At 63.7% G+C, this 19,013-nt stretch carries 22 protein-coding genes; 21 read left to right on the plus strand and 1 reads right to left on the minus strand.

Features of this window, described 5'->3' with window-relative positions:
• The first annotated feature begins 213 nt into the window (after nt 1–213).
• The 11 genes from NT151_10000 to NT151_10050 all read left to right on the plus strand — a co-directional run bounded on the left by NT151_10000 (nt 214) and on the right by NT151_10050 (nt 8,888).
• On the plus strand, nt 214–612 hold the full coding sequence (locus tag NT151_10000; protein MCX6539246.1) for a type II toxin-antitoxin system VapC family toxin: 399 nt from the start codon (nt 214–216) through the stop codon (nt 610–612).
• Complete coding sequence (locus NT151_10005) at nt 609–923, plus strand: type II toxin-antitoxin system Phd/YefM family antitoxin (GenBank protein MCX6539247.1); 315 nt, start codon at nt 609–611, stop codon at nt 921–923. The genes NT151_10000 and NT151_10005 overlap by 4 nt, the downstream gene beginning before the upstream one ends.
• Nucleotides 924–986: 63 nt before the next feature.
• Nucleotides 987–2,126, plus strand: coding sequence for a hypothetical protein (locus NT151_10010; protein MCX6539248.1), 1,140 nt, complete (start codon nt 987–989; stop codon nt 2,124–2,126).
• A gap of 142 nt (nt 2,127–2,268) precedes the next feature.
• Nucleotides 2,269–2,601, plus strand: coding sequence for a BrnT family toxin (locus NT151_10015; GenBank protein MCX6539249.1), 333 nt, complete (start codon nt 2,269–2,271; stop codon nt 2,599–2,601).
• Nucleotides 2,561–2,866 (plus strand): BrnA antitoxin family protein, encoded by a 306-nt coding sequence (locus tag NT151_10020; GenBank protein ID MCX6539250.1) that lies wholly within the window; start codon nt 2,561–2,563, stop codon nt 2,864–2,866. The genes NT151_10015 and NT151_10020 overlap by 41 nt, the downstream gene beginning before the upstream one ends.
• Nucleotides 2,867–3,192: 326 nt before the next feature.
• The gene (locus NT151_10025; protein MCX6539251.1) at nt 3,193–3,438 is read left to right on the plus strand and encodes a hypothetical protein; all 246 of its coding nucleotides are present in this window, start codon (nt 3,193–3,195) and stop codon (nt 3,436–3,438) included.
• A 126-nt stretch (nt 3,439–3,564) separates the two neighbouring features.
• Entirely contained in the window at nt 3,565–4,347 is a 783-nt protein-coding gene (locus tag NT151_10030) for a hypothetical protein (protein MCX6539252.1), read from the plus strand.
• A 375-nt stretch (nt 4,348–4,722) separates the two neighbouring features.
• The gene (locus tag NT151_10035; GenBank protein ID MCX6539253.1) at nt 4,723–5,505 is read left to right on the plus strand and encodes a hypothetical protein; all 783 of its coding nucleotides are present in this window, start codon (nt 4,723–4,725) and stop codon (nt 5,503–5,505) included.
• Between the two features lie 122 nt (nt 5,506–5,627).
• Nucleotides 5,628–6,137, plus strand: a complete 510-nt coding sequence (locus NT151_10040) for an isoprenylcysteine carboxylmethyltransferase family protein (GenBank protein ID MCX6539254.1) — start codon at nt 5,628–5,630, stop codon at nt 6,135–6,137.
• A gap of 391 nt (nt 6,138–6,528) precedes the next feature.
• Nucleotides 6,529–8,316, plus strand: coding sequence for a CocE/NonD family hydrolase (locus NT151_10045; protein ID MCX6539255.1), 1,788 nt, complete (start codon nt 6,529–6,531; stop codon nt 8,314–8,316).
• A 5-nt stretch (nt 8,317–8,321) separates the two neighbouring features.
• On the plus strand, nt 8,322–8,888 hold the full coding sequence (locus NT151_10050; GenBank protein ID MCX6539256.1) for a YdeI/OmpD-associated family protein: 567 nt from the start codon (nt 8,322–8,324) through the stop codon (nt 8,886–8,888).
• Between the two features lie 53 nt (nt 8,889–8,941).
• On the opposite strand, the gene NT151_10055 is transcribed toward NT151_10050, so the two are convergent.
• On the minus strand, nt 8,942–10,795 hold the full coding sequence (locus NT151_10055; GenBank protein ID MCX6539257.1) for a carbon starvation protein A: 1,854 nt from the start codon (nt 10,793–10,795) through the stop codon (nt 8,942–8,944).
• Between the two features lie 173 nt (nt 10,796–10,968).
• Here NT151_10055 and NT151_10060 point away from each other — a divergent pair, with 173 nt between their 5' ends.
• The 10 genes from NT151_10060 (at nt 10,969) to NT151_10105 (ending at nt 19,000) form a co-directional block, all read left to right on the plus strand.
• Nucleotides 10,969–11,271 (plus strand): hypothetical protein, encoded by a 303-nt coding sequence (locus NT151_10060; protein ID MCX6539258.1) that lies wholly within the window; start codon nt 10,969–10,971, stop codon nt 11,269–11,271.
• Between the two features lie 60 nt (nt 11,272–11,331).
• Nucleotides 11,332–11,718: a DoxX family protein gene (locus NT151_10065; protein ID MCX6539259.1), complete on the plus strand. Its 387-nt coding sequence runs from the start codon at nt 11,332–11,334 to the stop codon at nt 11,716–11,718.
• Between the two features lie 28 nt (nt 11,719–11,746).
• On the plus strand, nt 11,747–12,985 hold the full coding sequence (locus tag NT151_10070; GenBank protein ID MCX6539260.1) for an amidohydrolase family protein: 1,239 nt from the start codon (nt 11,747–11,749) through the stop codon (nt 12,983–12,985).
• On the plus strand, nt 12,979–13,833 hold the full coding sequence (gene ubiA, locus NT151_10075; protein ID MCX6539261.1) for a putative 4-hydroxybenzoate polyprenyltransferase: 855 nt from the start codon (nt 12,979–12,981) through the stop codon (nt 13,831–13,833). Before NT151_10070 ends, ubiA begins: the two co-directional genes overlap by 7 nt.
• On the plus strand, nt 13,823–14,458 hold the full coding sequence (locus NT151_10080) for a UbiX family flavin prenyltransferase (GenBank protein ID MCX6539262.1): 636 nt from the start codon (nt 13,823–13,825) through the stop codon (nt 14,456–14,458). Before ubiA ends, NT151_10080 begins: the two co-directional genes overlap by 11 nt.
• A complete protein-coding gene (locus tag NT151_10085; GenBank protein ID MCX6539263.1) occupies nt 14,455–15,189 on the plus strand; it encodes a ubiquinone/menaquinone biosynthesis methyltransferase in 735 nt (244 codons plus the stop codon). Before NT151_10080 ends, NT151_10085 begins: the two co-directional genes overlap by 4 nt.
• Nucleotides 15,190–15,418: 229 nt before the next feature.
• On the plus strand, nt 15,419–16,426 hold the full coding sequence (locus tag NT151_10090) for an energy transducer TonB (GenBank protein ID MCX6539264.1): 1,008 nt from the start codon (nt 15,419–15,421) through the stop codon (nt 16,424–16,426).
• A gap of 91 nt (nt 16,427–16,517) precedes the next feature.
• The gene (gene miaA, locus NT151_10095) at nt 16,518–17,522 is read left to right on the plus strand and encodes a tRNA (adenosine(37)-N6)-dimethylallyltransferase MiaA (GenBank protein ID MCX6539265.1); all 1,005 of its coding nucleotides are present in this window, start codon (nt 16,518–16,520) and stop codon (nt 17,520–17,522) included.
• Complete coding sequence (locus NT151_10100) at nt 17,506–17,766, plus strand: RNA chaperone Hfq (GenBank protein ID MCX6539266.1); 261 nt, start codon at nt 17,506–17,508, stop codon at nt 17,764–17,766. The genes miaA and NT151_10100 overlap by 17 nt, the downstream gene beginning before the upstream one ends.
• A gap of 43 nt (nt 17,767–17,809) precedes the next feature.
• On the plus strand, nt 17,810–19,000 hold the full coding sequence (locus tag NT151_10105) for a phosphopentomutase (GenBank protein ID MCX6539267.1): 1,191 nt from the start codon (nt 17,810–17,812) through the stop codon (nt 18,998–19,000).
• Nucleotides 19,001–19,013 lie beyond the last annotated feature (13 nt).

A 19,013-nucleotide genomic window follows, 5' to 3' on the forward strand; every position in this document is an offset into this window, starting at 1 on the left:
CTCGGGACGTAATGAGCGGTCGCTTCTGCTCTCAATCGGTCTTATCGGCATCCAGCAGCGACCTAACCTTCAAATGGAGCCGACGCGCCGGGCGGTCCGTGACATCATGTCGCCGTGGCGCGCGGCTCATTTGAAACGTTAGCCGGACCGAACGCCAACCATTGAAAGACGACGTCGCTAGTTGTACAATTGTACGAAATGCAAGATCGCCCAGTGATTATCGCCGTTGACACGTCTGCCATTCTCGCGGTGTTGCTCAGCGAACCGTCGCGGCCTGCCCTCATCGTAGCGACGGAAGGGTGCTCCCTCATCGCGGCGCCGTCGCTCCCGTGGGAAGTCGGGAATGCCCTGATTGCTGGGGTCCGCAAGCGAAGGCTCACCGAGGCAGTGGTCCTGACGGCATGGGCAAGCTACGGCCTGATTCCGGTGCGCCTGGCACAGCTCGACATTGCGAAAGCGTTGGAGTTGGCAGTCGCGCTACGCGTGTATGCCTACGACGCCTACATGTTGGAAACGGCGCGCAGTGCACGGGCGCCCTTGCTCACGCTGGACGCGGCGTTGGCTCGGGCCGCGCGGTCGATCGGTGTCTCGGTCATGGAGTTACCGACATGAAAGTGTACAGCTGCTCGGAGGCGCGCCAGCGGTTCGCTGATGTGCTGCGGCAGGCCAAGCGCGAAGGCCAGGCGCAGATTCGGCGTCGCGACGGTGAACTGTTCCTCGTGCAGCCGGCTCTCCGCAGTGGGTCGCCGCTTGACGTGCCCGGCGTTGAATCCGGTCTCACAGCACTGCAACTGGTGGATCTTGTTCGGGCAAGCCGACGATCGACGGGACGCTTGTTACCACAAACGCCGGCTAACAAACGCATGCAGCCGACGCGCGCAAAGAGCCCTACTTCCAAGAGAGTGGAAGGCGCGCGCGGCTGATGCGTCGCCGTTCGATGACACAACTGGTGACCTGACCCACGGTGATTCCCTGGAGCTGCGTCAGTGAATGTTGATGTGTTTGGCATCGCAATCGAGAGGCTTCGAGCGTTGGACCAAGGGGTCGACTTCCATGCTACCCGTTCGCGCTCGACGATTGGCGCCGAGCTTCTTGCACGTGCCTTCGGTCCTCCAGCACCCCCCAGCCCTGGTGAGAGCCTCGCCATAGCCTTGGTAAGGCCAAAGACTGCCGCTCTTGCCTTCGACCGAATCTGGGGACTCGATGTCAACCTGCCTCCATCGATTCGCTTTGGGGGCCTGGCCTACGGAGAGTACGACATCGTCATATCGGCGGTCGCCAACTGCTGGGACAGGATTGTACGGCGGTGCGAACAAGGTCTACCCTGGGATGACTCAATGGATGATCACGTCCAGTTGGCGGAGGGCCTTCTTCATGACCAGAACCTCTCCTGCCCCCTGGAGCTATTTGGGCCGTTGGACCAGCATCGGAGGGCACGTGCACGCCTTCCACACTCCGATGATTCGGCAACTCTTCGAACAGGCGGCCTTGCCGCCGAGCTTCAGGATCGATGGGTCCTTGACCTCCAGAGGCTGATCACCACCGCCATCGGGATGACGCTGGGCCAGATTGTCGGACAGGACATTGTTACAGTCCATGATTCGACTCACGCAAGGGATGCGGGTTGTCTCAAGAGCGCGGAGCCAGCGCTCTTGGGCATTCTTGATGGTTTGCGGATCGTGGACGAGAGACGCCTGAGCTGGGAAATGGTCGAGGAGTTTCGAGCCGACCCCGAGGCGCGCCGGAAGTACAAGCGGCTTCTTCACTGGCTGCGAACATCCATGGCAAGTAAATCCCAACGGGAAGTGGAGGATGAAGTCGGCTGCAGGCTTGAGGAATACGAATGGGCGCTCAAGAAGCACGGAATCGAGACACTGCTAGGACATATCGAGAGTGTTCTCGATCCTCGGTTCTTGGCCCCAACGGTCGGACTCGGGGGGATCGTCGGCTTGTTCGGCGAGCCTCTGTGGGGCGCGCTGTCAGCGGGAGCGGTACTTCTTGGTCGGGCATCGTTGAAGGTGGCGTCTTACTTCCTAACGCGTGAGGACATCGCCCGCAGAACCAACCCGGAAGTCTCGTATGTGTACCAAGCAAAGAAGCTCGTGCGGGGAAAGGCCTCCATCTGACAGTCGCCGGCAGTGAGAAGGGACCATCGAACAAGGCGCTTCAGCGGACGCGGCGAGGCCGCGCCGCTGAGCTTCGTCGTTCGGCATCAACAACACCCACGAGCAACCTTGACACGCGTGTATATAAGGATAATATACATTCATGACGGCGTTTCCTGACGCGCTGGCCCATTGCAGCGGCTTCGAGTGGGACGCTGGGAATGCTGAGAAGAATTGGGAACTCCACCGGGTTACTCGGACGGAGAGTGAACAGCCATTCTTCAACCGCCCCGTCTTGGTCACTGCAGCCGACCGGCACTCGAGCGAGGAGGCGCGGTACGCGGCGCTGGGCCAGACGAACGCGGAGCGCCTGTTGGCGATTGTATTCACGATTCGTGGCACGCTCATCAGGGTGATTTCGGCCAGGGACATGAGTCGGCGGGAACGGAGGGTGTATGAAGGCGCGCGCCAAACTGGCAAGAAAGCGGATCCCTAGGTTCTCCGGCGAGGACGAGGAACGGCAGTTCTGGACCGGCCACGACACCGTCGACTTCTTTGACTGGAGCAAAGCTGTCCGCGCGACGTTTCCGGAACTCAGACCGTCGACCGCCAACATCTCCCTTCGGCTGCCCGCATCGATGCTCGACGAACTGAAAGCCCTGGCGAACGAGCGGGACGTGCCCTATCAATCGTTGCTAAAGGTCTTCTTGGCGGAGCGCATCGCAAACGAACGTGGGATGCGGCGCAAGGTGCCAGCCTGATGCCGAACAACGCGCTGCACCCGACCGGCGCTGGGTGTCTTGTAAGCGCCGGCGGCTGAGCGCTGGCCGTTAGGCGGACAACGACGTACGTTTCCAAGTCGCACGGGAGTAGCCAATGAACGCCGAAGCGCCGATTACGCAGAAACAGGATGCGGGCAGAGAATCAATTGGGAGCGGGCCGTGGTTCGCGACCTTCACATTTCTGGATGCCGGCTGCGCGATGAACTCATCACAGGTACAACGTCTCGTGGCGTCGATCGCGAAGCTTTGGCGGCGGACAATTGGCCGGCGTGTCTGATCGAGCATGGTCGTTCCATTGGTGTCCCGTGAGAATCAACGCTGCGAACCGCAAACTCCAGGGGCTCAAGATGCACTTTCCCCAATCGGACCGGCGTGGAGGTAGTCTGCCGATGGTCGCGCTGGGGGCGTGCGCGACGGCCGTGATGCCTGCGGTGGCAATCGCGAAGCCCGAGTACGCGTACCCGTGCATATTCTTCTTCCTGATCGGCTTGACGGTCACATGGCGGCAGTACGTCCGGTGGCGCAGAACGGAACACGGACACGGCGGGTAGAGCATGGCCGCCTAACACCCGCATGTACCCGACGGCCACCGGAGCTGGCGCACCGCGGCCGCGGGTGATGCGGAGACGTTACGCTCCTCGTCATCAGTGCTACCGGCTTCTTAAGGGAGGCTTGGAATGCAGTACAAACCAGGCGACAAACTCTTAAGCACTGAGCAAATCATCCAGCGTGTGATTGGGCAAGGACCGCACGCATGTGTGGTGATCACCGAGGATCACCAGATCCGTTGGGAATTCCAACCTCGTGACAGTGAAACGCCGTCACACCTTCGTCCCGCTATCGCTGCTCTAACCGAACTATCCTCCCTCGGGCGTTTGGTCCTGAGGGCGGATAACCGCGACGGCGTACGTGGTGACTTGGCCGAAGCTCTCTGGGTATCCTTCGAGACCCCTGACGGGGAAGACGTCCTGCCGGCTTTCAGGCCAGTTCGTAAAAGGCTTGAAGCCCGGTGGCGGCGTCTCACGACTGCTGCCTATTTAGGAGGCGCAGTTCTCGTCCTCGTTCCATCTCTGATTCCACTCGGCTACGTTCTCCTGACGAGTAATCAGTCGATACTCATAGCGTCCGCGGCTCTCGCGGGTGGTGCCGCCGGTGCGCTTCTCAGCGTCATGGAACGGACTCGCCGACTTGAAGTGGATGAGTGGTCCCCGTTTTGGTATTGGGCTCTAGAGGGTGCCCTCCGCGTATTGCTCGGCACGCTTTCTGGCGTCATTATGATGACACTCGTCAATCTGGACCTGTTTTTCGGATTTGCCAAGGGACGAACGGAAGGTGTCTTTTTAGCCGGAGTCATCGCTGGCTTTGCTGAGCGGCTCGTTCCAACACTCCTCATTCGCCTGACCCGATCGCCCGAAACAGGCGGGAAAAGAACCGGCGGGAATAGAGGTCCCGGAGCCTAACGAGAGGCAGGTCAACAACGATACTGTCCAGGCGGATCCGTGATGTCAGTCGTGGCTGCGGTCGAGGCGATGGCCGACCCCGCTCGTTGCCGTCGAGAGTGCTGAACTGGATATGGCGCAGAGGCACCCATGCTGAACATTTCCCTTGCCGGACGCCAGAGTCTCTGGGTCCCTCTTCTGGGCTGCCTTTTGGCGGTGCCGGTCACATTGGCGTACCAAGAAGGAAGCGCGACACAGAAGGGGCACGTCATCTCAGGCCGCGTTGTCGATCCGCATCGACTGCGGCCGGAGGACGCGGTCCTGATGCTCGGAACCCAGAAAGACGGCGGCTTCAGCTCTGTCCCCGTTCCCCTGGGAGCGGAGGGCTCATTTATCATGCCGCGACTGAATCCCGCCACATATGTGCTGGAGGTGCTGCGGACGCCGCACTCCCCAACGAAAGCTGCGACCGTCGTGGCCTTCAGCATCGTGCGCCTCAGCACGGCAGATGTGGCGGGAGTGACGGTGACGGTTCGGCGCGATACTGCGATGACGGGCAGATTTCGCATGGAGAGTGACAACGCGGCTGCCGAATGGCCGCCGGTGATCGTCGTGAACGCGTTTCTTGCCCTTGACCAAGCGCCGTTACTGCCAGGGACCGTTGCCGACGGTGCGCCGGCAGGCAGATTCGTCTTGCGCAACGCGTTCGGTCCGCGTGTCTTGAGATGTGGTTACACGCTCGCCGGAGGTAACTCCTGGTGGCCGACGCGCGTCCTGCTGGACGGCGTCGACATCACCGACGTTCCGACAGACTTCAGCACGCATGAGAACGGTCAACTCGAAGTCCTGTTCACTCAGCATCCGGCACGCTTTGCCGGTACGGTCACCGATCGACAGGGTCAACCGGCGAGGAAAGCGTGGATCCTGGTGTTTGCCGCCGAACGGACGGCATGGCAGCAATGGGCGACGACATCCCAAGCCGTTCAAGCGGACGGGCAGGGCACGTTCCGATTCGAGTCGCTTCCCGGCCGCTACCTGGTGCGCGCTCTTCCAGCGGCCACGTTCTCGTCGGAGCGTTCAGCCCTGCGACAGATTGAGCGGTTCGCAGTCGGGGCGGTGCCCGTCGAACTTGGCCCTCGGGAACTCAAGACGCTCAGGCTCGCGCTGCATGAGCCGTAGAGTTCATCAGGGCGCTGTCGGAGCTGAGGGTGTGCGGCGCTGCAGCCGACGAGCGCCCTGAAACCGCCCGGCGTTCGCGGTTGAGCGGCCGGCCCTTGGTCTACATGAAGGAGCATCGAGCGATGTCGCCAGACCTGGCTGCTGCCGATCACAAACCGTGGTGGAAAGGGGCTCGTGGCGAGTGGCTTGTCGTCGCGCAGGTCGTCCTGATCGGGCTGGTATTCCTCGGCCCTCGGACCGTGGTCGGCCAACCAGCATGGCCGTTCCCATTCCCGAATGCGTGCCCGGTCATGGGCGGCGTGTTGATGGTCGTCGGCGGCGTCCTGTTTGTCGCAGGGTTTATCCGCCTGGGCCGCGGCTTAACACCGTTGCCGTATCCGAAGGACGGGGCCAGGCTCGTCCAGACGGGCCCCTTCGCGCTGGTCCGCCATCCGATCTACAGCGGCGGGCTCGTTCTTGGCCTTGGGTGGGCGCTGTATGTCCAGGGTTGGCTCACGCTCGGATACGTGGTTGCCCTGTTCGTGTTCCTGGACGTGAAGTCGCGGCGCGAAGAGAAATGGTTGAGAGAGAGGTTTCCAGCGTACGCGACATATCAGCAGCGTGTGCGCAAGCTTATCCCGTTCGTCTACTGATGATGAGGGCGGTTTACCCCATATCGCCTCACACCGCGCTGCACCCTGCCGCCACCGGTGGTATGGTGAGCACCGGCGGATGAGGGCGGGGCGCCAGGCCGTCGCAATCTGATTGTGTCTGCATGCCACAGCGCGTACTCAGTCCGCCAACAACGTCCGGAGGTACACGATGACCCCTGAAAAGAGCCAAGACCGGCGAAGGCCCCCATTCTGCGTTGGTCGGCTGCGATCACTGACAGCACTCGCGGTCGTCGGCACCGCGTTGTGTTTCGGTCCGCCGGCGGCTCAGACGGCGCCGCAACAGTCTGTCCAGTATCCGCGCCTGCCGAGCGAGACGCCGCAGAAATTTCAAGCGGTCACCGGCAGCTTCGACTACATCAGGCGTGACGTGATGATCCCGATGCGTGACGGCGCGAAACTGCACACGGTCATCCTCGTGCCGAAGGGCGCCAAGGGCGCACCGATCCTGCTGACACGGACGCCCTACGACGCGACCGCACTCACGACTCACGCCGACAGCGCGCACCTCGGCCCGATCCTCACCGGCTACGACAACGCCACCGACGTCATCGTCGAAGGCGGCTACATCCGTGTGGTCCAGGACGTGCGAGGCAAGTACGGCTCGGAAGGCGACTACGTGATGAATCGCCCGCTGAGCGGACCACAGAATCCGACGCCGGTCGATCACGCCACCGACACGTACGACACCATCGACTGGCTCGTGAAGAACATCCCGGAGAACAACGGCAAGGTCGGCATCCTCGGCATTTCGTACGACGGCTTCCTGCCGCTGATGGCGCTCGTCAACCCCCACCCCGCGCTCAAGGTGTCGGTGCCGATGAACCCGATGGTGGACGGCTGGAGGGGCGACGACTGGTTCCATAATGGCGCCTTCCGGCAGCAGAATATGGCGTACGTCTACGAGCAGGAGGCGACGCGTGCGGGCGAGGCCAAGTGGTGGTCAAGTCACTTCGACGACTACGACATGTTCATGCAGGCCGGATCAGCCGGCGAGCTGGGACGTCGCCGAGGGCTTGAGGTACTCGGGTTCTGGCGCAAAATCCTCGAACATCCGAGCTACGACGCGTTCTGGCGCGATCAGGCCGTGGACAAGGTGCTGGCGGCTCGGCCGCTGACCGTGCCCGTGATGATCGTGCACAGCCTGTGGGACCAGGAAGACATCTACGGCGCCATCGCCGTGTACGAAGCGCTCGAGCCGAAGGACACGGGCAACGACAAGGTCTTCCTGGTGATGGGGCCGTGGCACCACGGCCAGGAGATTCGCGACGGCAGTACGCTCGGCGCCCTGCGATTCAGCAGCGACACGGCGCTGCACTTCCGGCAGGAGATCCTGCGTCCCTTCCTGGATCAGTACCTGAAGGACGGCGCGCCGAAAGCCGACGTGGCCCCCGTGACCGCGTTCGAAACCGGGACCAACACGTGGCGGCGCCTGCCCGCGTGGCCGGCTGGCTGCCAGAACGGCTGCACGATTGGGCCGACGCCGCTCTATCTGCGCGCTGGTCTGACTCTGGGCTTTGACGCTCCGAAGCCAGGGGACGCCGCGTTTCAGGAGTACGTGTCCGACCCCGCTAAGCCTGTGCCTTACCGCGCGCGTCCTCTGCGTGCGATGTATGCGGCAGAATCCACATGGAGTCAGTGGCTCGTCGACGACCAGCGCGAGGCGTCCGGCCGTCCGGACGTGGTCGCGTTCGTCTCGGATGTGCTGACGACACCTATGAAGATCAGCGGACGCCCGATCGCCAATCTGATGGCATCCACGAGCGGCACGGATTCAGACTGGGTGGTCAAGCTCATCGATGTGTATCCCGACGAAGTGGCCGGCCAGCCGGAGATGGGTGGATATCAGCTGATGGTGTCAGCCGACATCTTCCGGGGCCGTTACCGCGAGAGCCTCGAGACGCCAAGAGCGATCACGCCCGACGCGGCGCTGAAGTACACGTTCGCGTTGCCCACGGCGAACCACGTCTTTCTGCCGGGCCACCGCATCATGGTTCAGGTGCAGTCGAGCTGGTTCCCGCTCTACGACCGCAATCCCCAGACGTTCGTCCCCAATATTTTCCGGGCGACGCCAGGGGATTACCGCAAAGCCGTGCAGCGGATCTACCATGCGCCCGGCCAGGCGAGCTTCATCGAACTGCCGCTTGTCAGGACTCCGTGAGCAGGATGTCACCTGAAGCCATTGACGCCATAGACGTGCGGACCCGCCGGCAGTGGCGGAAGTGGCTGGAAGCGCACCACGCCTCGGAGTCTGAAATCTGGCTTGTCTTCCAGAAGCGGCACACTGGCGTGAGATCCCTCAGCTACAACGACGCCGTCGAAGAAGCACTCTGCTATGGCTGGATCGACAGCATCGTCAGGCGCCTCGATGAAGCCCGGTATGCCCGGAAGTTCACGCCGCGACAGGCCGACAGCAAATGGTCGACCGCGAATCGCCGACGGTACGCGGACCTCGGCTCGCGCGGGTTGCTGGCGGCACCGGGATTGAGCCGCGCGCCGACGAGTCGGAGCGGTGATGCGCCACGTCCATCCGTTGCGGAGATCCCGTCGTACATCGAGCAGGCATTGAAGACCAATCTGCGTGCCTGGAGGACGTTCGGACAGCTGGCTCCGTCGTATCGGCGGGCCTACATCGGGTGGATCGACGCAGCCAAACGAGAAGACACGAAGGCGCGACGTCTTCGCGAAGCCGCGCGCCTTCTGGCGGAAGGCAAGAAGCTCGGCTTGAAGTGAGCAACGGTCGAGGCGTGACAGGCTGATGTCTCCGACCGCCAGGACGTACCTGCCTACGCCTCGCCGAACGTTAACACCTCGACCGGGCTGCCATCGATCACCTTCACGGTCTGGCCATTCTTCGTGTACTCCTGCTTCCTCAGCACGCGCCACGCGCGGCGGCCGGTCTCAACGAGCACCACGATGACACAACAGAGGATCACCGAGGTCAGCGTCACATTGACCCAGCCCAGAAGCTCCTTGCCGGGCACTCTCGACAGGGGCAGGAAGTTGTCGGTGATATTGAGCACGCCCGCGTAGATCGTCGTGACCGCGACGAACACCAGCGGCACCAGCGTGACCCAGACATAGCGAACCTTGCCGGCGTTGAGCAGGGCCGCTGTTGCGACGGCAAGCGCCACCGCCGCCAGCAGCTGATTTGCGGAACCGAACATCGGCCAGATGGTCGAGATATTGCCGGTCCAGATGAAGTACGCCCACGCGAAGACGACGAAGCTGGTCGACAACAGCGACCCGGGGAGCCAGTCGGTGCGCTCCATCGGCTTCCACACGCGGCCCACGTACTCCTGCACCAGGAAGCGTGCCACGCGCGTCCCGGCATCGATCGTCGTGAGGATGAACAGGGCTTCGAACATGATCGCGAAGTGATACCAGTAGCCCATCAGGTGGGTCAGGCCTGGGATCCCCGCGAAGATCTGCGCGAATCCGACGGCCAACGACACCGCCCCGCCCGGACGTCCCGCCACCAATTCACCCACTCGCGACGACAGCATGTCGAGGTTCACCGGCGTCAACCCCATCGCCGCGAACTTGTCGGGGCTGACGTTGATGGCGAAGTAATCGGCCGGGTGCAGGGAGCAGGCGGCGATGAGGGCCACCACCGAAACGATGCACTCCATCAGCATGGCGCCGTAGGCGACTGGCAGCGCGTCCCGTTCCTTGTCGAGCATCTTCGGCGTGGTGCCCGAAGAGACCAGCGAGTGGAAGCCCGAGATGGCACCACAGGCGATCGTGATGAAGAGAAATGGGTACAGCTTGCCGGGAATAATGGGCCCGCCACCGGCGTCGTACGGGGTGAACGCGGGCATCTGCAGTGTGGGATGCACGATGAACACGCCGGCGATGAGCGCGGCGATCGTTCCGATCTTGAGATACGACGAGAGGTAGTCGCGTGGGACGAGCAACAGCCAGACGGGCAGCACGGACGCGATGAACCCGTAGGCAGCCAGCGCGATGACAATCCCTTCGCGCGACAGGGTGAAGGCCGGGGCGAACCGCGAACCCGGGATCATCCCGCCGATGATGAGCGCGGCAAAGACACCGACCACCCCGATGACGCTGGCTTCGATGATGTGGCCCTTCCGGAGGCGGTACATCCACATGCCGACAAACATCGCCACCGGGATCGTCATCGAGATCGTAAACGTCCCCCAGGAGCTGTCGCGCAGGGCGTTCACCACTGCGAAACCCAGGCCAGCCAGGGCGACGATGATGATGATCAGGATGGCGATCGAGCCGACGAACCCGGCGAGCGGGCTCACCTCGGCGCGGGCGATCTCGGCGAGCGACTTGCCCTTCCGGCGGATCGAGGCGACCAGGATCGTCATGTCGTGGACGCCGCCCGCGATCACGGCGCCGAGCAGCATCCAGAGAAACGTCGGGGCGTAGCCGTACTGTGCCGCCAGGACCGGGCCAATCAGCGGACCCGCCCCCGAGATCGCCGCAAAGTGATGTCCGAACAGCACCCACTTGTTCGTGGGCTGATAATTCTGACCGTCCTCCATGGTGTGCGCCGGGGTGGGGCGGTCGCCGAGCGCGAGCACCTTGGCCGCGATGAAGGCCCCGTAATACCGGTAAGCCAGCGCCAAGAAGAGGATGGCGATCAGCATCAGGGGCACCGAATTCATGGGTCATTCCTTCCCGAGGTCCGCGCCTGCCTGAGGCACGACCTACGCTGGATGTCTCGCCCCGACCGGACCGACAGAAGCCGGAAGTCTAGCCGCTTCTTGTGTCATCCTAACCTTACTGGCGAACGGATGGAAACCCGGTCGAAGAATTGTGGGGGACCAGGGGCGTCACGATGCAGAAGATCCTTTTGGCAGTTGCGCTGGTTCTGGGTGGGCTGATCACCTATGTGGATAGTCAGCCCACCTGGGACGACACCGGCGTAACTGCGCTCGCCATACTGGTCACCTGCGGCTCGCTCGGGTTCATGGCGCCGAAACGCCCCTGGCTGTGGGCCCTTGCCGTAGGCCTGTGGATTCCGCTACTGGGGATTGTCGGGACGCACAACTACGGCTCGTTGCTGGCGCTGCTCATCGCCTTCGCTGGAGCCTACGCCGGGATGGCGATTCGGAAAGTAATCGCGCCAGCCCGGACCTGAGCGCCAGGGCGTTGGACGGTGCGGGAGAAGAAATGAGGTCTTGGATTGGAGAGCACACTCATGAACAGTCTTGAGAAGTACGCGGATCACGCTTACGCCTTGTTGCGAATCATGGCGGGATTGATGTTCTCGTTCCACGGCGCCCAGCTACTCCTTGGGGTGCTTTCCGAGTTCCAACCGCCGGCGGGGTCCCAGCTGTGGTTTGGTGGGGCCATCGAGCTCGTGGGAGGGCTGGCGGTGATGCTGGGATTCCAGACACGCGCAGCCGCGGTTCTCTGCAGCGGCACGATGATCGTGGCGTATGTCCAATTCCACTGGAAGTTCCAAATCGGCGCCAGGTTCTTCCCGGCGCTCAACCAAGGCGAACTGGCCGCTCTCTACTGCTTCGTGTTCCTCCTGATTGCCTGCCGAGGCGGAGTCAAGTGGTGCCTGGACAAGACGAACTGACGTACTACTGTCTACTGCGCGTCTAACCATGCCCACCTATCACGCGTCCTGGGTCCTCCCGATTGCGAGTCCGCCGATTCGCAACGGATGGGTTCGCACCGACGGCGGCCGCATTGCGGCCGTCGGTGATGCCGGCGACCGCACCTGTTCGTCAGGCGGCGAGCACGACGATGTGGAGCTGGGCGACGTGGCGGTGATGCCGGCTCTGGTCAACGCGCACACCCACCTGGAGTTGTCGTGGCTACGCGGGCGTGTGCCGCCCGGGCGTAACTTCATCGACTGGGTGATGGCGCAGATGCGCGTGCGTCTGTCTCCACAGGACGCCGCGAGCGACGCCACCGTTCGAACGGGAATCCAGGAGGCCCTGGCGGAGATGCGAGCCTCCGGCACCGGCGTCGTCGGCGATATCAGCAACTCGCTCGTTGGCCTCGACCTGCTGGCGTCGAGTGGTCTGGTCGGTGTCATCTTCCACGAGATTCTGAAGTTCAACCCCTCGGACCCAGCAACATGTGTGGCGAAGGCGCAGGCGAGGATTGAGGCGGTGCCCGAGGTGCCGGGATGGAGGCTGGCCCTGGCGCCTCACGCGCCATACTCGGTGGCTCCGGGCATCTTCGAGGCCATCCGCGACACCCGACAGCCGGCGCGTACCCTGCCGACCTCCGTCCACGTGGGCGAATCGCCCGAAGAGATGGAGCTGCTGATCACCGGCGGCGGACGGTGGCGCGAAGTGCTCGAAGGGATGGGCGCGTGGAATCCCGAGTGGGAAGTGCCGTGGTCCGGTCCGATTGCCTACCTCGACCGGATGAAGTTCTGGGATGCTCGGACGCTCGCGGTGCACGGCGTGCAATTGAGCGACATCGAACTCGGCCTGCTCGCCGCTCGCGGGGCGACCCTGGTCACCTGTCCGCGCAGCAACGTGTATGTCGGTGTCGGCGCGCCGCCGGTGGCCCGTTTCTTTAAGTCGGGAGCACGGATCGCCATTGGCACCGACAGCCTCGCGAGCGTGCAGGACCTGAACCTGTTTACCGAACTGGCCGAACTGCACGGCCTGGCGCCCGAGGTGCCGCCGTCGCGTCTGCTCGCGTGTGCCACCACGAATGGCGCGATCGCGCTTGGTCTCGGTCACGAATACGGGACCATCGAGGTGGGGAACAGGGCCGCACTGCTGGCGGTGACGATTCCTGCTGGCACAGCGGATGTGGAACAATACCTGGTATCGGGAATCACCCCGGATCGGGTGCAGTGGATTGAGTCGCCGACGTGCTGAATCAGTTGCTGACCTACGCCTCGTTCGTGCGCATCGGCCACTCGGTCTTTGCGCTGCCATTCGCGCTGACCGGCGCGATGCTGGCGTCACGACGGGTGCCGCTGACAGTAGGACGGGTCATCTGGATCGTCGTGGCGATGGTCGCTGCGCGCAGTGCCGCCATGGGATTCAACCGCCTCGTCGACGCCCGGTACGATGCGCTCAATCCGCGCACCGCCAATCGCGAGTTGCCGGCCGGCCGCATGAGCGTTCGTGAGGCGGTGCTGTTTGTGACGGTGTCGTCCGCGGTGTTCGCGCTGGCGGCCGGGGCCCTCAATCCGCTCTGTCTCGCGCTCTCGCCGGTGGCGCTCGGAATCGTGTTCTGGTATTCGCTGGCCAAACGGTTCACCTGGTCGACGCAGGCGTTTCTGGGCCTCGCGATGGCCGTGGCGCCGGTGGGTGGATGGCTGGCGGCAGGTGGGCGCGAAGGGTGGGAGCCGTGGTTGCTCGCGTTGGCCATTGGCACGTGGGTCAGCGGGTTCGACGTGCTGTACGCCTGCCAGGATCTCGAGTTCGACCGCGCACACGGTCTGAGATCCATTCCGCAGCGCTTTGGCGTGGCGGCGTCTTTACTGATTTCGCGCGGCCTGCACGTCGTGACTGTCGTCTGCCTGGCTGCGCTTGGGTGGGTGGTGCCGCTGGGAGGCATCTATCTTAGTGGCGTGGCGGGCGTGGCCGTATTGCTGGCGTTTGAGCAGTCGCTGGTCTCGGTTCGCGATCTGACGCGCGTCAAGCTGGCGTTCGACCTGAACGGGTATGTCGGCATTCTGTATTTCATCACCACCGCCACGGCCATTTATGTCCACTAGCACAGAGACCCGTCCCCGGAACTTCGTTGTCGCCATCTCGGGTGCCAGCGGTGCCCTCTATGCCGCCAGGACGGTGGCCGCATTGCTGGAACAGGGCTGCCACCTCGACCTGGTCGTGACGGACTTCGGCCGCCGCCTGATTCGCGATGAACTGGGCGTTGAGGTGTCGGTTGAGACGCTGATGCCCTATCTTCAGGCGAAGTACGGAGACGGCGTGTCGCGAGGCCGGTACGCACTGCACAGCAATCGCGACCTCGGCGCGACCATCGCGAGCGGCAGCCGGTCTGCCGACGGCATGGTCATCGTGCCGTGCTCGATGAAGACACTGGCTGGCGTGGCCAACGGTCTGTCGCGCACGCTGGTCGAACGCGCGGCCGATGTGATGCTGAAGGAGCGGAAACCCCTCGTGATCGTACCCCGCGAGACTCCCATGAGCCTGCCGCAACTGCGCAACATGGTGCTGTGCGCCGAAGCCGGGGCGATTATGGTGCCCGCGATGCCCGCCTTCTATCAGTTGCCAAAGACGCTGGATGATCTGGCCGACTTCATGGCCGGCAAGATCCTGTCCGTGTTGGGCGTGGAGCATCACCTCTATCCCCCGTGGTCCGGCCAGGTTGAGCGGTGAACCCGGGCGCGTCTGAACTCGGTCGCGACAAGGCCCCCGTCCGCATCAGCGGGATGTTCGATGCCATCGCCCACCGCTACGATCTGCTCAATCACGTCCTCAGCGGAGGATTGGATACCTTCTGGCGATGGAGGGCGATTGGCTCACTGGGTCTTCGCGGCGGCGAAACGGTGCTCGATCTGTGCTCCGGGACGGCCGATCTGGCGATTGCCGCGACTCGGGGACGCCGCGGTGCCCGACATGTGATTGGTGTCGACTTTTCGGGCGCCATGCTGCGGTACGGCGCGCGGAAGCTCGCCCGGCGTGGCCTCATGGATACCGTCTGGCTCACGCAGGGCGACGCGATGCGGATTCCGGTTCGGTCCAGCAGCGTCGATGCGGCAACGGTCGCCTTTGGCATTCGAAACGTCGAAGCGCCCGCCGTCGTATTTCAGGACGTGCTGCGGGTGTTGCGCCCGGGCGGGAGATTCGCGATTCTCGAGTTTGGCCTGCCGCCGATGCCGGGCGTTCGACAGCTCTATATGGCCTATTTTCGCCATGTACTGCCGCGGATCGGCCAGCTGATGTCCGGACATACGTCGGCGTACAGCTACCTGCCCGCCTCGGTCAGCACGTTTCCGGAGCCCGCCGTGATGGTGTTGGCGCTGGAGAATCAAGGATTTATCAACGTACGAGCCGTCCAGTTGACCCTCGGCGTCGTCTATCTGTACAGCGCCATGAAGCGGCCTTGATGCTCCAGTCTGTCGGTCCCGCCTCGATGGGCCGCATCTCGAACGCTTCTAACCTGGATGCTATAATCGACCAAAGTGCTCCGATTCCGAAGTGCGGCAACAGTAGTCCGGAGCGCGGCGCCCGGATCGCAAGGCGCGACGACCGAGAATATCGGGAATATTCGAGGAAGGAGCAACGCCGCGAGGCCGGGGCCCCCGACGCGGCAGCCGCGTTGGGGTGGCAGCCGGGATGCCCCGCCCGGAATACGTGGTCGTACTTCGGAATCGGGGCACTGAGTTCCTGATGTACTTCAACTTCGACGATCGACACCCTGATGTTTCCGGCATGGACCGCGCCATGTCGTGGCGCGAGGGTGTACTCCTGTCGCTCGTCCTGCATCTGGCCGGCACGATCCTCGTCATTCTGGCTCCGCAGTTGTTCCCGGTTGGGAAACCCGATGCGAGCGAAGTCGAGCAGAAGATGGCGCTGATGCGGCAGCGCGAGAACGACGCCCGCCGATTCGTCTTCGTGCAACCGCGCGCCGAGTTCGAGGCCAGGCAGAAGCCGAAGGGTTCGGATTTGTCAGATCGGGACCGCGCGACGCAGACGCCGGAACGTGCGCCCAACCCGATGAACATGCAGCCGTTCTCGCGGGGGAACACGCCCGAACGCATCGACCAGCCCGCCACGCCGGCGCCACCGCAGATGCAGGCATTTCAGAATATGGCCAATCCCGGGCAGCCGGCGCCAGGGCCTCCGGGAGCGAAGGTGCAGGAGGATTCGGTACTGCGGGGCCTGACGGGGGCGGCGGCCCTTACGCGAGCCGGTGCCGGGGGCACGGCGGGGGATCGACTGGGCGATGCCCTCCGCAACGTGCAGAAGTACACGCCGCCGCAGATCTTCGACAACTCGCAGGGCGGTGGCCAGTTTGGTTCGGCGATCCAGTTCGATACCAAGGGTGTCGAGTTCGGACCGTGGGTCAGGCGCTTCATCGCGCAGATCAAGCGGAACTGGTTCATCCCGTACGCCGCGATGTCCCTGAAGGGGCACGTCGTCGTCACCTTTGTCGTGCACAAGGATGGCAGCATCACGGAGCTGGGTGTGGCGGGCCCCTGTTCGATCGACGCGTTCAACAACTCGTCGTTTAACGCCATCGCGACGTCGAATCCCACGCAGCCGCTGCCGCCGGAGTACCCGGACGAGAAAGCCCGCTTCACCGTCACCTTTTATTACAACGATCCCCCGCCCGATCGGTAATGGCACCGCCGAATCGCATTCAACAGCTCGGCTGGTTCGCGCTGCTCTCCCTGCTGGCCGCGTGGGTCGTGCTTCGGGTCATCGGCTGGCTGTGAGCAACGGGCACGCCGAGACCGATCGCACGGTTGTGGCCATCCTGGGGCCGACTGCCAGCGGCAAGAGCGCGCTCGGCCTCGCTCTGGCAAAACGGTTTGGCGGCGAGATCATCAGTTGCGACTCGACAGCCGTGTACAAGGGCTTCGATATCGGAACCGACAAGGTGCCGCTCGCCGAGCAACAAGGCGTCCCTCACCACCTCGTCGATCTGGTCGACCCCGGCTGTGAGTACACGGCCGCCGACTATGCCCGCGACGCGATGCGGGTGATCGTCGACATCAGGCGGCGTGGCAGGCTTCCCATCCTGGTCGGCGGCACGGGCTTCTATTACCGCGCGCTCGTTCGTGGGCTCTTTCCCGGTCCCGCGCGCGATCCCGCGATCCGGAGCAGACTCGAGCGCATCGCGGCGCTGCGCGGTGTCGAGCGCCTCCATCGCTGGCTGGCGCGTGTCGATCCGCCATCCGCCAGGCGCATCCAGTCGCGCGACCTGGTCCGCATCGTGCGCGCCCTCGAGGTGTACGTGAAGAGCGGCATTCCGCTGACGCAGCATTTCGCCAAGACGCGCGCACCGCTCGACGGCTGGTCGGTCATCGGCTTGGCGGTGTCGCCGCCGTGGGCCGAAATCACGGACCGAATTGCGCGGCGCGTGGACATCCAGTTTGCGCGCGGCATTGTCGGCGAAGTGCGGCAGGCGCTCGCGAGCGGCGTGCCGGCAACATCGCGCCCGTTCACCGGATACGTCTATCGTCGGGTGCTCGAGCACGTGCGCGGTGAGCGTGACGAGGCCGCGACCCGCGCGTTGATCGTGATCGAGAACCGTCACTACGCGCGCCGACAGTTGATCTGGTTCCGTAAAGAGCCTAATCTAGTCTGGATTCACAGGGCTGGTGAACGAGACGAGACGATCGACGACGCCGGGCGCGCGGTTGGTGCGCGACTCGGTCCGATCTCGGCATCCGGTCCCTTTGCGGAGAATGCCACGCATGGCCCAGATTTCTGAGACGAGAGCGCCGGCGGCCCCTGATGTCCAGGACGGCTTCCTCAACATCGCCCGGCGCAGTCGCGCCACGGTGCGGTTTCTCCTGATGGACGGCACCGAATTCGAGGCGCGCGTCAAGACCTTCGATCGATTCGCCGTGATCGTCGAACATGACGGCACCGACACCATGGTCTTCAAGCATGCCATCGCGTCGATTCGCGCACCGCGCGCGACCAACACGTCCGACTCCGCAGACCAGGGCTGATCGCGCCGCCCTCTCGGGCCCGCCAACTGCATCGGACAGACCCATGCCGCTCCAGCCGTTCCGTCGAGTCTTTGTCATCGTCATCGACAGCGTCGGTGTCGGCGAACTGCCGGATGCCGCCGTCTACGGAGACGAGGGCAGCAATACGCTGGGGCACATCGCGGAACGCCATCTGCTCCGCATCCCGCACCTTAATGCCCTCGGCATCTCGTGCATCCTGCCGCTTGCCGGCCAGGTTCCGCCCGTGTCGCCCGGGGCGGCGTACGGCCGCATGGCCGAGCGCTCGCCGGGCAAGGATTCGGTGACCGGCCATTGGGAACTGATGGGCATCGTGCTCGATCGCGCGTTCCCGACGTTTCCGCACGGCTTCCCGGTCGACGCGATCCGCGAGTATGAGCGGCGCATCGGTCGCACGACCATTGGCAACACCGTCGCGTCAGGAACGCAGATCATCGATGAGTTGGGTCCTGAGCACATGCGGACCGGTCAGCCGATCGTCTATACCTCCGCCGACAGCGTGTTTCAGATTGCGGCACACGAGGACGTGATCCCGGTGCCGGAGCTGTACCGAATCTGCGAGATCGCCTACCAGATGTTTGGCGTTGGCATGGGCGTCGGTCGGGTGATTGCCAGGCCATTCGTCGGCCAGCCCGGCAGGTTCAAGCGAACCTCGAACAGGCACGACTACGCGCTTCCGCCGTTCGAACCCACGTTGCTCGATCGGCTGACGACGAAGGGGGTGCCCGTGATCGCGATCGGCAAGATCCGCGACCTGTTTGCCGGGCACGGGATTGGCGAGGCCGTTCATACGACGTCGGACTCGGACGGAATGGACGCCATCGATCGCGCGATCGCATCCGCGCCAGACGGTTTCATCTTCGCCAACCTCGTGGACTTCGACACCCTGTACGGTCATCGCAACGACGTGGCAGGCTATGCGGCGAATCTCGAGCGGTTCGACGTGCGTCTGGGCGCGCTGCTTCCGCGTCTCCGGACCGATGACTTGCTGATTCTCACGGCGGACCACGGTAACGATCCCACCACAGCGAGCACCGATCACGCCCGTGAGTACGTGCCGCTGCTTGCGCAGGGCGCGCATGTCGACGCAGGTGTCGACCTCGGCACCCGTGAGACGTTTGCCGATCTCGGCCAGACGCTGGCGGAACTCTTCGGTGTCGGGCCGTTGCGCCATGGGCGCAGTTTCCTGCGCGAGATCGTCAGGCAGGACGCGTAGCGATAGGAGACGG

The sequence above is a fragment of the Acidobacteriota bacterium genome (assembly GCA_026393675.1).
In the GTDB taxonomy this organism is placed as follows: domain Bacteria; phylum Acidobacteriota; class Vicinamibacteria; order Vicinamibacterales; family JAKQTR01; genus JBAXOX01.

Excerpts from the sequence above, each read along its gene's own strand:
- NT151_10005 (MCX6539247.1), top strand. The coding sequence starts at position 609 with ATGAAAGTGTACAGCTGCTCGGAGGCGCGCCAGCGGTTCGCTGATGTG.
- NT151_10015 (MCX6539249.1), top strand. The coding sequence starts at position 2,269 with ATGACGGCGTTTCCTGACGCGCTGGCCCATTGCAGCGGCTTCGAGTGG.
- NT151_10020 (MCX6539250.1), top strand. The coding sequence starts at position 2,561 with ATGAAGGCGCGCGCCAAACTGGCAAGAAAGCGGATCCCTAGGTTCTCC.
- NT151_10030 (MCX6539252.1), top strand. The coding sequence starts at position 3,565 with ATGCAGTACAAACCAGGCGACAAACTCTTAAGCACTGAGCAAATCATC.
- NT151_10035 (MCX6539253.1), top strand. The coding sequence starts at position 4,723 with ATGCCGCGACTGAATCCCGCCACATATGTGCTGGAGGTGCTGCGGACG.
- NT151_10040 (MCX6539254.1), top strand. The coding sequence starts at position 5,628 with ATGTCGCCAGACCTGGCTGCTGCCGATCACAAACCGTGGTGGAAAGGG.
- NT151_10045 (MCX6539255.1), top strand. The coding sequence starts at position 6,529 with ATGATCCCGATGCGTGACGGCGCGAAACTGCACACGGTCATCCTCGTG.
- NT151_10050 (MCX6539256.1), top strand. The coding sequence starts at position 8,322 with ATGTCACCTGAAGCCATTGACGCCATAGACGTGCGGACCCGCCGGCAG.
- NT151_10055 (MCX6539257.1), bottom strand. The coding sequence starts at position 10,795 with ATGAATTCGGTGCCCCTGATGCTGATCGCCATCCTCTTCTTGGCGCTG.
- NT151_10060 (MCX6539258.1), top strand. The coding sequence starts at position 10,969 with ATGCAGAAGATCCTTTTGGCAGTTGCGCTGGTTCTGGGTGGGCTGATC.
- NT151_10065 (MCX6539259.1), top strand. The coding sequence starts at position 11,332 with ATGAACAGTCTTGAGAAGTACGCGGATCACGCTTACGCCTTGTTGCGA.
- NT151_10070 (MCX6539260.1), top strand. The coding sequence starts at position 11,747 with ATGCCCACCTATCACGCGTCCTGGGTCCTCCCGATTGCGAGTCCGCCG.
- NT151_10080 (MCX6539262.1), top strand. The coding sequence starts at position 13,823 with ATGTCCACTAGCACAGAGACCCGTCCCCGGAACTTCGTTGTCGCCATC.
- NT151_10090 (MCX6539264.1), top strand. The coding sequence starts at position 15,419 with ATGCCCCGCCCGGAATACGTGGTCGTACTTCGGAATCGGGGCACTGAG.
- NT151_10100 (MCX6539266.1), top strand. The coding sequence starts at position 17,506 with ATGGCCCAGATTTCTGAGACGAGAGCGCCGGCGGCCCCTGATGTCCAG.
- NT151_10105 (MCX6539267.1), top strand. The coding sequence starts at position 17,810 with ATGCCGCTCCAGCCGTTCCGTCGAGTCTTTGTCATCGTCATCGACAGC.